Here is a 14450-nt window from a genome sequence, read left to right as displayed (position 1 = left end):
CCGTAACCCCGCAAACCACGACCCGCGTCTCTGCGATTTCCGCAGATCCCCGCTTCGTTTTCTTCAGTAGCGGGGACAGGATTTGAACCTGCGACCTCTGGGTTATGAGCCCAGCGAGCTACCGAGCTGCTCCACCCCGCGTCGTTGTGTTAATAGATTACATGGGGGTGAAACCGGCTTTCAGGCGGGTACCCCTAACTTCCCGAAGAGCCTTTGACCAGGTGTTATGGCACGACTTTGTCATCGAGCCAGCCGAAGACGCCGTTGAGCACCATGGTCAGCCCGTCGGCGAACCTACCCTCGATGTCCTCGTCGAACACCCAGGCCGTGGGCGTGACGTCGTAACGCGGGTCCCGTTCGCCCGGAACCGGGTAAACGGCCTGCTCTTCGATGGTGAAACCGATGACGTAGCTGTACACGGTGAACAACGCTCGTCCGGCCAAGTGCAGTTCGAGCCCCGCGTCGACGCGCCCTTGAAACGGATTGTCACCAAGAAGACTGTCGTCGGTCAGGAAAGTCCCGGAGAAGACCTTCGCCCCGTCACGGTAAGCAAGCATCATCCGGCGCAAGGCCCGTGAGGCCAGCTCGAGAGCTTCCCGCTCCCCCGTTCCCTCGGGAACACGGCCCGGCATCGCGTCCGCGTACATCTGCGTCGCCATCTCGTCGAGCAGCTCCTGCTTGTTCTTCACGTGCCAGTACAGCGCGGGCGCCTTGACGCCGAGTTCCTGCGCGATCAGGCGGAGCGTCAGCCCGTTGAGCCCGACGTCGTTGAGCAGCCGAAGCCCGGCGCGGACGATGTCCTGCCTGGTCAGACCCACTTTTGTCCCTCGTTCCAGCGGAAGCTCCTTGACAGTTTAACGATGTTAAGGGCACGCTGGCCGCAGGTCAATTTAACGTCGTTAAGGAGTGGTATGAACAACCTGGGGACGGACGTGATCGTGGCCGGCGCGGGGCCGACCGGGCTGATGCTGGCCCACGAACTCGCGCTCGCCGGTGTGGATGTCGTGGTCCTGGAACGGCATCACGAGCGCACAGGACTGTCGAAGGCACTGAACCTGCAGCCGCGGACCGCGGAAATGCTGGAGCTGCGCGGACTTCTGGACGGCGCAGAGGAGCGTTCGTTCGCGACGGTGCAGGACGGGCATTTCGCGATGATCCCCCTCGGCTACGACGGCTGGGGTACTCGATTCCCTTTCCAGCTGGGGATTCCGCAGGCACAGGTCGAGGCGTACCTGGAGGAACGGCTTGCCGCACAAGGAACGAAGGTGAGCCGGGGCGCCGAAGTAATCGATTTCGTTCAGGACAAGGACTTTGTCTCTGTTCGGTACCGAACAGACAGTGGCGAGAACCGGCTGCACGCGAAGTTCCTCGTCGGCTGCGACGGCGCTCGAAGCGTTGTACGCAAAGGACTCGACGTGGGCTTTCCCGGTGTGGACGGTGAAGGTTTCGGGGTGGTCGCCGACGTCCTGTTCGACACAATCCCCGCCGGTGCGCAAAGACAGTGGCGAACGATGCGGAACGTCGGCGAGCCGACCGGCGCGACCACGTTCAAAGGCCTGATTCCGCTGGGAGAACCGGGCCTCTACCGCTTCGTGTACGGCGACAGGGCCTCGCGACCCAAGGACATCCGGTCCGCCATCTCCCACGACGAAGTCCGGCAGGCCCTGCTCGACTCGTACGGCGAGACGGCGACGGTGTCGGAAATCCGCTGGGCGTCACAGTTCTCCGACGCGGCGCGGCAGGCGGAGCGCTACCGCGTCGGGCGGGTACTGCTGGCGGGCGATGCCGCGCACATCCATTTCCCGGCAGGGGGCCAGGGACTGAACCTGGGCGTGCAGGACGCCATGAACCTGGGCTGGAAGCTCGCCGCGACAGTGCGCGGATGGGCCGGTGACGACCTGCTCGACACCTACGAGGCCGAGCGGCACCCTGTCGGCGCGCAGGTGCTGCACAACGTCGCCGCTCAGCTGGGGCTGACTCCGCGGTCTCATGAGTCTCGCGCGCTTCGCGAGCTTTTCGCCGACCTGACCGCGCTGCCCGAGGTGAGCCGGCATCTGTCGGGCATGGTTTCCGGCCTCGGGATCCGTTACACGACACACGGGACGTCGCATCCCGCGCTCGGCTCGCGGCTCACCGACCAGGACGTCGCCACGGAGACCGGCCCGCTGCGGCCCAGCACGCTCTTCCGCGACGGCGGCTTCGTGCTTCTGACGACCACTCAGGTCCACGTCGAGGCCGCCCGGGCCCACGCCCAGTCGCCACGGCTGACCTCCCAGCTGGTCACGACGCTTCCGTGGCCGTCCACGGAAGCCGTCCTGTACCGGCCCGATGGATACGCCTGCTGGGTCGCCCCCACGCGGTAGCAAAGGTCCCCGCTCCCCCACCGGCGGTAGCAAAGGTCCCTTGCTCTCCACGCTCGGGCACCTGCTCCACCGACGCCCGGGGGTCCAGGGGGCGGAGCCCTCCTGGCGGGGGTCCGGGGGTTCGACCCCCGGGACAAATACGAAAGAGGCCCGCGTCTGCGTTTTCCGCAGACACGGGCCTCCTACCTCTGTAGCGGGGACAGGATTTGAACCTGCGACCTCTGGGTTATGAGCCCAGCGAGCTACCGAGCTGCTCCACCCCGCGTCGTAGCACCTACCTTACGCCTGCGTTTCGAGCAGGCGCAAAGCAGGTGCCCTTTAGGTAACCGACGTCACCCTCCAGGCTGGCCGGAGGTCGGAGGCGCACCGGATGCCGGGGGGTTGGCCTTGGCCGACTCGTAGGCCTTGGAGGCCGCTTCGAGCGCGGCCAGGGCAGCACCCTGGTCGGCGTAGTTCCCGGATTGCTGGGCGGCACGGAACTTGACCCAAGCGTCGTGCATATCGCCCGCGGCCTTGTCGAGCGCCGGGTTACCGCCGGCGGGCGGCTGCGGCGTCGTCGTCCCCGGCGGCGGAGGCGTCGTGGGTCCGGGGGTGCCACCTGTCTGCGGCGGTGTGACGCCAGAGCCCGTGCCCGCACCGAAGACCTGGTCGAGCGCTTCGTTCAGCGTCGGTGCGAACCCGATCTTGGTGCCGTAGGAGACCAGGACACGGGCCAGCTGCGGGTAGCTCAGCTGGTTCCGTTGCCGGATGTAGACCGGTTCCACGTAGAGGAAGCCGTTGGCGACGGGCAGCGTGATCAGGTTCCCGTAGGTGACGGTGACGTTCGGGTTGTTGAACAGGGTCCGGTCCTGGGCGACCCGCGGGTCACTTTGGAACCTGTTCTGGACCTGGACGGGGCCATCCACCTGGGTGGCGCCGCTGGCGTCTGTCGGCAGTCTGAGGACTCGCATCTTCCCGTAGTCCTCGGGATCCGAAGACACCGACATCCAGGCCGCCAGATACTGCCGTTGGAGACCGGTCAGCGAACTGGTGAGCTGGAACCGCGACTTGGTGTCGCCCGGCGCGGTGGCCAGGACGTAGTAGCCGGGCTGGTTGGCGATCCCGGAGGCGGACGCGTTCACGCCGCCTTCCTGCGTCGGGTCCTGCGGAACGCTCCAGAAGGCCTGCTGCGCGTAGAACTCCGCCGGGTTGTTCACGTGGTACTTCGACAGGAGTTCCCGCTGCACCTTGAAGAGGTCCTCGGGGTAGCGGAAGTGCGACCGCAGTTCCGGCGAGATCTCGCTGCTCGGCTTGACCAGGCCAGGGAAGATCTTCTTCCAGGCGTTGAGCACCGGTTCGTTGTCCTCGACCCCGTACAGGGTCACGGTGCCGTCGAACGCGTCGACGGTGGCCTTGACCGAGTTGCGGATGTAGTTGATCGAGGCGTTCGCCTGGCGGGTGGTGCCTGTGAGCGAGTCGTTGGTCGCCTGGCCGAGCTGGGTCTGCTGGGCGTACGGGAAGTTGTTCATCGTCGTGTAGCCGTCGACGATCCACTTGATCTTGCCGTCGACGACCGCCGGGTACGGGTCACCGTCGAGGGTCAGCCACGGGGCGATCTTGGCGACACGATCGCGCGGTTCGCGGTTGAACATGATCTTGGATCCGTCACCGATGGCGTCGGAGAAGAGAATGTTCCGCTCTCCGTACTCGGCGGCGAAGACCAGCCGGTTGAACCAGTTGTCGATCGGCACGCCGCCGGAGCCCTTGTAGATGTAGGCACGGTCGACGGCGGTGTCGTACTCACCGGGCGCCTGTCCTGCCTTGCCGCCGACGATCGCGTACGCGGCGTCGGTCGCGAGCTCGCCGTAATAAATACGGGGCTCGTCCACCTTGATACCCGGCTTGCTCGGGTCGGTCGCCCCTGCGCCCGCCGGGTTCTGGGTGTCGCTGGTGGTGGCGATCGGGTAACCGCCGTCGGAGTTGGCGTCCTTCAGCGCTCGGTCGATCGTGTTGGCCGGCGCGGCGACGAAGCCGTTTCCGTGCGTGTAGACGAGGTGCTTGTTGATCCAGTTCGTCTGGTTGCCCGTGAGACCTTCGGTCTTGATCTCCTTCGCCGCGACGATGTAGTCCTGCGTGACCCCGTTGAGGGTGTAGCGGTCGATATCCAGCTTGGACGGGAAGCCGTAGAAGTTCTCCCGGCCGACGCGCTGAGTGAAGGTGTCACTGAGGATGTTCGGATCGAGGAGCCGGATGTTCGGGACGGTCCCCTTGTCCGCCTTGATCTCGGCGGAGGTCGCCTCGGACTTGCCGGTGTAGTCCTTGTACTCGACGTTGGTCAGGCCGAACGCCTGGCGCGTCGCGTCCATGTTGCGCTGGATCGACGCGGATTCCTTCTCGTTCGCGTTGGGCTTCACGGAGAACTGGTCGAGTACCGCGGGCCACGCGACTCCGACGAGCACGTTCGACAGGATCAGCAGCACCAGCGCGATGGCGGGCAGCTGCAAATTGCGCAGGAACGCTCCGGCGAAGAACGCGACCGCGCAGATCACCGAGATGCACAGAAGGATCAGCTTCGCGGGCAGGACCGCGTTCAGATCGGTGTAGGTCGCACCGATGAACAGCGGCGCTCCGCGGTCCGAGAGCAGCAGGTTGTAGCGGTCGAAGAAGTACTCGACCGCCTTCAGCAGCACGAAGATGCCGATGGTGATGGCGAGCTGGGCGCGGGTCGGGCCGGCGAGCTGGCCGCCCTTACCCGCGAGCCGAATACCGCCGAAGATGTAGTGCGAGATCAGCGCGCCGAAGAACGCGATGACGACCGCGATGAACAGCCAGCCCAGGAGCCAGTTGTAGAACGGCAGGTCGAAGGCGTAGAAGCCGACGTCGTTGCCGAATTCGGGGTCGGTCTGGCCGAACGGCGTGCCGTTCAGGAACAGCTGCACGACCTGCCAGTCGCTCTGCGCGGACGCGCCGGCGATGAGCCCGGTGAGCACCGGGATGCCGATGCCGAACAAGCGGATCCGGCCGACGATCGCCGACCGGTAGCGCGCGAGCGGATCGTCGTTGCCGGAAATCGGCACGAAGACGGGCCTGGACCGGTACGCGATCATCAAGCTGACCGCTAACGATCCGCCCACCAGGAGCCCTACAGCGAAGAACAAGACCACACGGGTGATCAGCACCGTGCTGAACACCGTGCGGGCGCCGACCTCGCCGAACCACAACCAGTCGACGTAGGTGTCCAGCAGTCTGGCGCCCAGCAGCAGGGCCAGAATGACGACGGCGGCGATGATGAGCAGTATCCGGCTGCGCCGGGACAGCTTCGGCAGGCTCACGGGGGGCCGAGTGGCCACTGCACACGCTCCTGGTTTGGTGAACTTTTCGCGGGGCGCGCGTACCGCGTGCGGCCCCTGATGCTCTAACTCTACGGATGCCGTCGGAAGTTCCCGGAACCCGCCCAAACCGGACTCGGAAGGCCACCGCCCCGATCGCCTGGAACGATGTGCCAATGGCACCGAGTGAGCAGCAGGGCGTGGCCGGCCTGGCCCGCGAAGTCGAGGAGTTCGTCGCTTCGGGAGGGTGGGACCAGCCCCCGCAGTTGTTCGCGCTGGTCCCGACCGCGGCGCTGCTGGACGAACAACCCGAACTGGCCGGTCAGCTCGACCCGTCGGCCCCGCTGACGCCCGTCGCGCAGGAGGCTCTGCCCGACGGTGACCTGGGTGAAGCGCTGGCGCAGATCGCGTGGCCCGATCTGGTGCTGGGCTGCGCGCTCGCGCAGGAGATCATCGTGCTGCCGCCGGACGCCGAAGCCGAGCTTCCCGTCGTGCCCGAGACCGATGCCGAACGCCTGCGTCAGGCGGCCGCCGATCACCCGCGCCGGACCGAAGCCCGCCTCGTCGCGGCTGTGCTGCGGGAGGGCGCCGGAGCGTGCGTCATGCGGCTTCGCGGTGCCGGGCAGCCCTCCGAACCCGGTGACGTCCCCGTCGACGAGATCATCGAGAACCCGGAGCTTGCGCCCAACCTGCTCGAAGCACTGAAGGCGACCTTGCTGCCCTGACCTGCGAAAAGAGAGCAAGGGACCTTTGCTACCACCTGCCCCCGGGTACGCGGCTGATAGCAAAGGTCCCTTGCTCTCTTCAGCCAGACCCGCGAGGTGGTAGCAAAGGTCCCTTGCTCCCCCGGCGGTCAGCAGGAGGCGGTCGGCCTTCCCGCCTTGAGGTTCTCGAGCTGCGCGATCGCCTCGTCCAGCGTGGACACCTTGATCAGGTTCAGGCCATCGGGCGCGGCGGTCTTCGCCTCGGCGCAGTTGTGCGCGGGCACGAGGAAGTCGGTGGCGCCGGCCTCGCGGGCGCCGACCACCTTGAACGAGATGCCGCCGATCGCGCCGACGACGCCCTTCTCCGAGATCTCGCCCGTCCCGGCGATATGCCTGCCACCGGCGAGGTCGCCGGGTTCCATCTTGTCGACGATCGCGAGCGCGAACATCAGGCCCGCCGACGGGCCGCCGACATCCTGCAGCGAGATCTTCACGTCGAAGGGAACGTCGGCACGGTCCACCGCGGTCAGGCCCATGAAGCCTTCCGGCCCGTCGGGCCGCTGCGCGAGCGTGAGCGGCACAGTGCGCTCGGCCTGCCCATCGGACTTGAAGGTGATCTGGACGGTCTGCCCGGGCTTCGTCCCGTTCAGGGCGGCCCGCACCTCGGTCGCCTCGCTGACCGTCTTCCCATTGACCACCAGAAGCCGGTCGCCGGGGGCGAGCACCTTGTCCGCGGGGCTACCGGAGACGATCGTCTTCGCGAGCACCTTCACCGGGAACTTGCGGCGCAGCGCGGCGACCTGGGCCGCGGTCTGCGAGTCCTGCAGCTGCTGGATGTTCTCCTGGCGGACCTGCTCGTTGGTTTCGCCCGGCTTGAAATATTCCTCGCGCGGCGCGAGCGCGTACCTGCCGCTCGCCCAGAGCCCGAGCGCGTTGAACAGCGTGATGCCGCCATCGCGCAGAGAGACCGTCGTCATCCGCAGCTCACCGGAGGTCTGGAAGATCTCGTGCCCGTTGACCTGGATCACGGACTGCCCGGCGGCGTCCTTGCCGAGGGTGTCGTAGGTCGGCCCCGGGCTGATCGCCACATACGGCACCGGGATGAAGAACCCGACCAGTGCGAAGACGACGAACAGCGCGCCGCTGACCAGCAGCGTCCAGCCGCGCCGGGTCAGCCGCCGTTCGGAGCGGTCCTGGTCACCCGCGGAGCCCGCACGGCTCCGCGCTCCTGTGGTCTCCTCCGAGGGCTCTGTCACGCGTGACAGCGTACGGTGACGGTGTTCGCTTCTCGGTGAAGGCCACGCTCATCTCTCCACTTGACGAGCTGTGAATCCCGAGACCCGCGTACGGTGGTGCCATGAGCAAACCCCCGTTCGGCTTCGGACCGCCCGATCCCGACAAACGAGGCGAGAACGAGCCGTCGGACTCCGGCGGCCAGCCCTCCGGCGCCGAGGCCTTCAATCAGCTCGGTCAGATGCTCAGCCAGCTGGGCCAGATGCTCAGCCAGGCCGGCAGCTCGACCGGGCCGGTCAACTATGACCTGGCTAAACAGATCGCGTTGCAGAACCTCAGCAGCAGCGGAAGCGCCGACGTCCAACTCGGCTTTTCGTCATCCAGCGGTGGCGACTCGAGTACGGCCGTCCGCGATGCCGCCCACCTGGCGGAGCTGTGGCTCGACGCCGCGACGATCCTGCCCGCCGGAGCCACGACCACCGTCGCTTGGTCCGCGCGCACCTGGGTCGAGAAGACCCTGCCCACGTGGCAGCGCCTCTGTGACCCCGTCGCCCAGCAGGTGTCGGGCGCGTGGGTCCAGGCCCTGCCCGAGGAAGCCAAGCAGGCCGCCGGTCCCCTCCTCTCGATGATGGGGCAGATGGGCGGAATGGCCTTCGGCTCCCAGCTCGGTAACGCTCTGGCTCAGTTGGCTTCCGAGGTGCTCACCTCCACCGAGGTCGGTCTCCCGCTCGGCCCCGCGGCCACCTCCGCGCTGCTGCCGGCGAACATCGAGAAGTTCACCGAGGGCCTGGAGCTGCCGACCAGCGAGGTGCTGGTCTTCATCGCCGCACGCGAGGCCGCCCACCAGCGGCTGTTCGCCCATGTCCCCTGGCTGCGGCAGCGCCTTCTGGCCACCGTCGAGGAGTTCGCGAGCGGTATCTCCGTCGACACGTCGGCGCTGGAGCAACTTGCCGGCCAGATCGACCCGTCGAACCCGGCCAGCATCGAGGAGGCCATGTCCTCCGGCCTGCTCGAGCCGCAGACCTCGCCTGAGCAGAAGGCGGCGCTGAACCGCCTGGAAACCCTGCTCGCGCTGGTCGAAGGCTGGGTCGACGTCGTGGTCGCCGAGGCCATCGGCGACCGGCTTCCGGGCGCGGACGCGCTCCGGGAGACGCTGCGCCGCCGCCGGGCCACGGGTGGCCCCGCCGAGCAGACCTTCGCCACCTTGGTCGGGCTTGAGCTGCGGCCCAGGCGGATGCGGGCGGCCTCCTCGCTGTGGAAGCTCGTCGGCGACCAGCACGGCATCGAAAAACGAGACGGCCTCTGGTCACACCCCGACCTGATGCCGACCGCCGACGACCTCGACGAACCGCTCGACTTCTCCGAACGCCTCGGTGACGGCGAGTCGACGCTCGAAGGCATCGACCCGATCGCCGAGATCGAACGGACCGAGCGCGAGAAGAACAAACCCAAGGGCGACGAAGAAGAGAACTGAGGCACGTCAGTCCTCCGCCGCGATGCCCCATCCGGCGGCGGAGGACAGACCCTCCAGATAGCCGATGGCGCGTTCGGTCTTCGGATAACGGCGAACGAGCTCCCAGAACGCCGCGTTGTGCCCTGGTTCCTTCAAATGCGCGAGTTCGTGCACGAGGACGTAGTCCAGCACCCAGCCCGGCACCCGGCGCAGACGATCACTGACCCTGATCGTCGCGTCGACCGGTGTGCAGGACGCCCACCTCGTCCTCATCGGCGGGACCCAGCGAACGCTCGCGGGTACCGCCTTCCCGTCCAGATACTTCGCCGAGAGCACGGCGCAGCGTGCCAACAGCGCGTCGTCCGACGCCTTCGGCGGCGCGGCCTGCCGCGGGCCCTTGCGCAGCAGCTTGCGCTGCATCTCGGCAACCCAGTGCTTCTCTTCCGCCCGGGTCATCCGGGCAGGGATCAGCACGACGAGGGTGTCCTCGTCCCAGTACGCGGTGACGGTCCGGTGGCGGCGTTGGCTGCGCCGTACCTCGACCTTGTGTTCGGGAGTGTCCGACGGATTCGTCGTGTCCCGGCCCCTCAGTGAGGGCGTCCGTGCTTCGACCACTCGACCACGGTAAGGCCAGTCACCGACAACTCCGAGAGCCGAAAGGTCACAGCCTCCAGTTGTCCACAACGGGGTCAACCTGTGGATAACTCGCGTTCTTTCGCGCGGACGGACCGGGGACGGGTGCGATCCTGCGATCATGAACCTGCGCGAACCGGACTTGCGATCGATCATCCTGCCCGCCTTCCCCACTCTGCTTCCGGGGCTGGATGTGCTGGAACGGGGAAACGGCGAGATCCAGGTCGGCCTCGACCCCGCACACGCCGTGGTGATCGCCGGCGTCGCCACCGAGGTGGCCGAAGTCCTCCGCGGACTGGACGGGAGCCGGGCCGTGGACGACATCGTGCTCGCGCAGAGCGAACACGACGACCAGCTGCGCGACCTGATGACGGACCTGACGGCCCGGGGCCTCGTGACCGATGCGGGCCAGTCCGAACGACATCCGAGACCGAGACCCGAGACAGGACTCTGGTCGCTTCGCGCCCGCCACCATCAGACGGCCATGACGGCCCGCCGCAGGCGCACGGCGGTGGCGATCCACGGCGACGGCAGGCTGGCGGTGGCCATCGCCGTCCTGCTCGCCAACGGCGGAGTCGGGCATATCGACGTCCGGGCTTCGGGCACGGTCCTCGAAGGCGACCTGGGCTCGGGCTATACCGAAGCGGAAATCGGCATGCCCCGCCGGGATGCGATGGCTCAGGTCGTGCACCGCACCAGGGCGAGCACCGTGACGACGCGGCTCTACTCGGACCGACGCCCGGAACTCGTCCTGCTCACGGACGCCGTGGTGCCCGCTCCCGAACTGGTCGACGAGCTCGTCCGCGACGGCGTCAACCACCTGCCGGTCCGCATCCGGGACGGCGTCGGGATCGTGGGACCTTTGGTGGTGCCCGGCCGCAGCAGCTGCCTGCGCTGCGCCGACCTGCACCGGGCCGGCCGCGACGATTCCTGGCCGAGGGTGGCGAGCCAGCTCGTCGGCCGTGTTCAGCGAGCCGATCTCGGGTCCGTTCACGCCTGCGCCGCGCTCGCCGCCGCGCAGGCGCTTCGGCTCCTGTCCCCGAGCGATCAGGCGCCGCCCGCTTGGAACGCCACTCTGGAGATCGACTTCTTCGACGGCAAGATCCGGCATCGCGACTGGCCGCCACACACCGCATGCGGATGCGGCGCTCGTTGATACGGCAAGCGACGTAGCCCACACACACTCCCTCAACAGGCTGCGCGGGCGCGGTGAATCAAGGCAGAATCGCGAAGGTGACCGAATCCCGCAACGCCGAGGACCGTGAAGCCGCCATTCCCCGCAACGGGGCCGCGCGAACGGCGAAGCTGGCCAGCATCCCGCTCGGCATAGCAGGGCGGGCGGTCGGCGGCTGGGGCAGGCGGCTGACCGGGCAAAGCGCCGAAGAGGTCAACGCGACGCTGTCGGCCAAGGCGGCGGAACAGCTCTTCGAGGTCCTCGGCACGCTCAAGGGCGGCGCGATGAAGTTCGGCCAGGCGCTGAGCGTCTTCGAAGCCGCGGTGCCGGACGAGATGGCAAAGCCCTATCGCGAGGCCCTGACGAAGCTTCAGGCCGCCGCGCCGCCCATGCCCGCCCGACAGACCCATCGGGTGCTCGCCGAGCAGTTGGGGCGCACGTGGAAGCAGCGGTTCGCGGCCTTCGACGACGAGCCTGCCGCTTCCGCGAGCATCGGCCAGGTCCACCGCGCGACCTGGCACGACGGCCGCGAAGTGGCCGTCAAGGTGCAATATCCCGGAGCCGACGACGCCTTGCGGAGCGACCTCCGGCAACTCCAGCGTTTCAGCAGGTTGTTCCAGGCGTTCGTGCCGGGGACCGAAGTGAAGCCGCTCCTGGCGGAACTCGCCGAGCGGATGAACGAAGAGCTCGACTACCAGGCCGAGGCCCAGAATCAGCGTGATTTCGTCAAGGCGTTCGAAGGCGTTCCCGGGTTCCTGATCCCCCGCGTGGTCGCCAGCGCGCCGAAGGTCGTCGTCACCGAGTGGGCCACCGGCACTCCGCTGTCGAAGATCATCGCCGGCGGCGACAAGGAGACACGAGACCGCGCCGGCCGTCTGCTCACCGAGTTCCACTACTCGTCGCCGGAACGGGCCCGGCTCCTGCATTCGGATCCGCATCCCGGCAACTTCATGCTGACCGCCGACGGCAGGTTGTGCGTCATCGACTTCGGCGGGGTGTCCCGGCTGCCCGAAGGCATCCCGCAGCACCTCGGCGAGATGACCAGGCTGGCGCTCGACGGCGAGTCCGCGAAGCTCATGCGGCTGCTCAGGGAATCCGGCTTCATCCGGGGCGACGCGGATCTGCGGGCCGACGACGTGCTCGCCTATCTCGCGCCGTTCACCGAACCGCTGGCGGGCGACACGTTCCACTTCACCCGCCGCTGGATGCAACGACAGGCGGGCCGGGTCGGCGACACCCGCGGCCGGGATTTCCGGATCGGCCGCTCCCTCAACCTGCCGCCCGAGTACCTGATGATCCACCGGGTGACCGCCGGATCGACCGGCATCCTCTGTCAGCTCGACGCCGAGATCCCCGCCCGGGCGATCGTCGAACGGTGGCAGCCGGGCTTCGCGGCCTGAGAAGTTATCCACAGGGAACAGGGCGGCTGAGCCGAAAACGGGGACGCCTGGGCGAGTTGTCCACAAGTTTGTGGAAGTGGTTCCACCCGGTCGGCCCAGCGGCCATGCTCGATTCATGACCACTACACGAAGCGCCCGACTCATGGCGCTCAGTAACACCAGCGAATCCGGGATCGTCACCAGCCGCGAGCTGCGAAAGGCGGGCGTCACCGCCCGTTACGCCGCGAAGCTCTGCGGCCCGGGCGGTCCTTGGCGAAGGCTGATGCCGGGCGTGATCCTGTTGCGCGACTCCGCACCCACCCGCCTTCAGCTGCTACAAGCCGCTGTCGCACGGTTCGGGCCGGATGTCGTGGTGACGGGTGCCGACGCGCTACGCGCACGAGGTGTCGGCTGCCCGCTGACAAGGGAGGTTCATCTCCTTGTCCCCGACCATCGGCGCGTACCGGCGGAGCCCGGCATACTGCCGCGAAGAACCACCCGGATGCCGCCGCCGACCCTGATCGACGGCGTCCCGTTCGCCCCACCGGCCAGGGCGGCGCTCGATCTCGCCCGGCTGGAGCTCGACCCCGTGCGAATCGACGAGCTGATCTCGCTGCCACTGTATTGGGGTCTGTGCACTCTCGACGAACTCAGCGAGGAGCTCGATTCCGGTAACCGGCGAGGTTCGGCGGCGGTGCGCGCGGCTCTGCGACGCATCGATCCTGAAGAGACGTACGCGCATGGGCTGGCGAAGAAGGTCCTCAGTGGCTGCCCACTGCCGTCGCCGTCGTGGAACACGACACTCTGCGACAGACGGGGCCGCCCTATCGGCACCGCCGACGCCTGGTGGGACGACATAGGCATGGCTTGGCAATTCCGGACCCCGAAACAGGGCGCCGTGAATTTCCACCCGCTGGCGCTGACCGCGACCGGGGCCGTACTGGTCCGCTGCACGATCGACCAGCTGAAAAAGGTCCCGCTGGAAGTCGCGGCAGAACTCGTCAGGGCGTTCGGTGAAGCGACGCGGACACCGCGACCGAAGGTCCGGGCGGTCGGCCGGATCGACGCCGCTTAAGGCTCACCAGTACTCGTCCGGCAGCTTTCCTTCGATGTCGCGGGCGTGACGGCGAGCGCAGGCGGGGCACATCCAACGCACGACGTTCTTCTCGCGGGTGGAAACCCAGGCGAGTGTCTGCGCGGGCTCCTCGTCGCCACCGCGGATCCGGCCGCACAACGAACAAGTGGCCTGGTCGCTCACGATCGCCGTCCACAATGGATGGTCTTCGCCCCTTGAAGGAACAGGTCCCCGCGAGCGCCCAGGAAGGCCGGATTCCCCGGATCCACCAACGCGGCCGCGGTCTCGTGGTCGTCATTGTCGAGGCGATCGCCCGCGACCTCGTTCAGCCAGGTCACTCGCTCGATGACGAACTCGCGCAGCAGTTCCGGGCCGGGCGCCGGGTGGTGGATGAGCACCCCGAAGGAATCGACGTCGACGAGGCCGGCTCGCTGCAGCGCGATGTTCCAGCCGTAGGGCATGGAAACCGAGCCGGGGATTCCTGCCCGCATCTCGGCGAACCACTCGCCGCGCGCGGCGAGGAGTCTCCCCTCGATCCCAGGGCGGCCGATGCCGAGATCCCAAGGGAGGCAGTTGAAGTCCAGGCCGCCCTCGGAGATGCCGACCAGCCCGCCGGGGCGGGCGAGCCGGGCGAGGGTGTCGATGGCCGCCTGCTGGTCGGGCAGGTGATGGACCACTCGGGAAGCCCAGACCAGATCGGCGGCAGGGAGCTTGTCGGGTAATCCTCCGTCGGCCACGTCGGCGTGGATCGTCTCGACGACGGCCCTCTCCCCCGCTGCCGCGCTGACGACTCGGTGCGCTTCAGCGAGCAGGTGCTCGGTCGCGTCGACCAGCACGATCTTGGCGCCGGCGGTGGCGAGCTCCTCGGCGAAAAGCAGGCTCATCCCGCCCGCGCCGCAGCCGACGTCGAGGATGGTGGGGCCGTCCGGCATGCCCTCAAGCAGCCGCCGGGCCGCCGCCCGCATCGGCTCGGCGTCGAGTGCCTCGGCCATGCGAAGCGAACGAAGCCGATCAGACCAGTCGATGTCGTCATGCGTGTGTACGGCCATTCCCCCAGTGAACACCACGCCGAGCCGCACCACGTCCCAAAAGGGAGCGGGGGACCTTTGCTATCGCGCTGCGATAGCA

General features: G+C 67.7%; 12 protein-coding genes and 2 tRNA genes. 6 read left to right on the top strand and 8 right to left on the bottom strand.

Going from position 1 to position 14450, the window contains the following annotated elements:
* Positions 1 to 67: 67 nt before the first annotated feature.
* Both ACFVM3_RS12790 and ACFVM3_RS12785 read right to left on the bottom strand, forming a co-directional pair.
* Positions 68 to 141: transfer RNA gene (locus tag ACFVM3_RS12790), tRNA-Met, on the bottom strand.
* Positions 142 to 224: 83 nt separating this feature from the next.
* Positions 225 to 818, bottom strand: a complete 594-nt coding sequence (locus ACFVM3_RS12785) for a TetR family transcriptional regulator (RefSeq protein WP_126737134.1) — start codon at positions 816 to 818, stop codon at positions 225 to 227.
* A 93-nt stretch (positions 819 to 911) separates the two neighbouring features.
* Here ACFVM3_RS12785 and ACFVM3_RS12780 point away from each other — a divergent pair, with 93 nt between their 5' ends.
* Positions 912 to 2363 carry an FAD-dependent monooxygenase gene (locus tag ACFVM3_RS12780; protein WP_378438218.1) on the top strand — a complete coding sequence of 484 codons (1452 nt, stop codon included), beginning with the start codon at positions 912 to 914 and terminating at the stop codon, positions 2361 to 2363.
* A gap of 191 nt (positions 2364 to 2554) precedes the next feature.
* Here the strand turns inward: ACFVM3_RS12780 and ACFVM3_RS12775 are convergent.
* Both ACFVM3_RS12775 and ACFVM3_RS12770 read right to left on the bottom strand, forming a co-directional pair.
* A tRNA-Met gene (locus ACFVM3_RS12775) sits at positions 2555 to 2628 on the bottom strand.
* A gap of 67 nt (positions 2629 to 2695) precedes the next feature.
* Entirely contained in the window at positions 2696 to 5692 is a 2997-nt protein-coding gene (locus tag ACFVM3_RS12770) for a UPF0182 family protein (RefSeq protein WP_378438216.1), read from the bottom strand.
* Positions 5693 to 5847: 155 nt separating this feature from the next.
* On the opposite strand from ACFVM3_RS12770, the gene ACFVM3_RS12765 reads away from it, so the two are divergent.
* Positions 5848 to 6396: a PPA1309 family protein gene (locus ACFVM3_RS12765; RefSeq protein WP_378438214.1), complete on the top strand. Its 549-nt coding sequence runs from the start codon at positions 5848 to 5850 to the stop codon at positions 6394 to 6396.
* Between the two features lie 128 nt (positions 6397 to 6524).
* On the opposite strand, the gene ACFVM3_RS12760 is transcribed toward ACFVM3_RS12765, so the two are convergent.
* A complete protein-coding gene (locus ACFVM3_RS12760; RefSeq protein WP_378438354.1) occupies positions 6525 to 7529 on the bottom strand; it encodes a PDZ domain-containing protein in 1005 nt (334 codons plus the stop codon).
* Positions 7530 to 7732: 203 nt separating this feature from the next.
* On the opposite strand from ACFVM3_RS12760, the gene ACFVM3_RS12755 reads away from it, so the two are divergent.
* On the top strand, positions 7733 to 9082 hold the full coding sequence (locus ACFVM3_RS12755) for a zinc-dependent metalloprotease (protein ID WP_378438212.1): 1350 nt from the start codon (positions 7733 to 7735) through the stop codon (positions 9080 to 9082).
* A 6-nt stretch (positions 9083 to 9088) separates the two neighbouring features.
* On the opposite strand, the gene ACFVM3_RS12750 is transcribed toward ACFVM3_RS12755, so the two are convergent.
* On the bottom strand, positions 9089 to 9652 hold the full coding sequence (locus ACFVM3_RS12750; protein ID WP_378438353.1) for a M48 family metallopeptidase: 564 nt from the start codon (positions 9650 to 9652) through the stop codon (positions 9089 to 9091).
* Between the two features lie 163 nt (positions 9653 to 9815).
* Here ACFVM3_RS12750 and ACFVM3_RS12745 point away from each other — a divergent pair, with 163 nt between their 5' ends.
* From ACFVM3_RS12745 to ACFVM3_RS12735, 3 genes are all read left to right on the top strand, one after another.
* Positions 9816 to 10850 carry a hypothetical protein gene (locus ACFVM3_RS12745; RefSeq protein ID WP_378438210.1) on the top strand — a complete coding sequence of 345 codons (1035 nt, stop codon included), beginning with the start codon at positions 9816 to 9818 and terminating at the stop codon, positions 10848 to 10850.
* 77 nt (positions 10851 to 10927) lie between these two features.
* Positions 10928 to 12268 (top strand): ABC1 kinase family protein, encoded by a 1341-nt coding sequence (locus ACFVM3_RS12740; protein WP_378438208.1) that lies wholly within the window; start codon positions 10928 to 10930, stop codon positions 12266 to 12268.
* 142 nt (positions 12269 to 12410) lie between these two features.
* Positions 12411 to 13322 carry a hypothetical protein gene (locus ACFVM3_RS12735; protein ID WP_378438351.1) on the top strand — a complete coding sequence of 304 codons (912 nt, stop codon included), beginning with the start codon at positions 12411 to 12413 and terminating at the stop codon, positions 13320 to 13322.
* A gap of 3 nt (positions 13323 to 13325) precedes the next feature.
* On the opposite strand, the gene ACFVM3_RS12730 is transcribed toward ACFVM3_RS12735, so the two are convergent.
* Positions 13326 to 13505, bottom strand: a complete 180-nt coding sequence (locus ACFVM3_RS12730) for a hypothetical protein (protein ID WP_378438207.1) — start codon at positions 13503 to 13505, stop codon at positions 13326 to 13328.
* Positions 13502 to 14371, bottom strand: a complete 870-nt coding sequence (locus tag ACFVM3_RS12725) for a class I SAM-dependent methyltransferase (protein ID WP_378438205.1) — start codon at positions 14369 to 14371, stop codon at positions 13502 to 13504. The genes ACFVM3_RS12730 and ACFVM3_RS12725 overlap by 4 nt, the downstream gene beginning before the upstream one ends.
* Positions 14372 to 14450: the final 79 nt, after the last annotated feature.

The sequence above is a fragment of the Amycolatopsis sp. NPDC057786 genome (genome assembly GCF_042797905.1).
In the GTDB taxonomy this organism is placed as follows: Bacteria; Actinomycetota; Actinomycetes; order Mycobacteriales; family Pseudonocardiaceae; genus Amycolatopsis.
The sequence above is the reverse complement of the archived record's forward strand: the minus strand, read 5'-3'. Positions and strand labels throughout refer to the sequence as shown.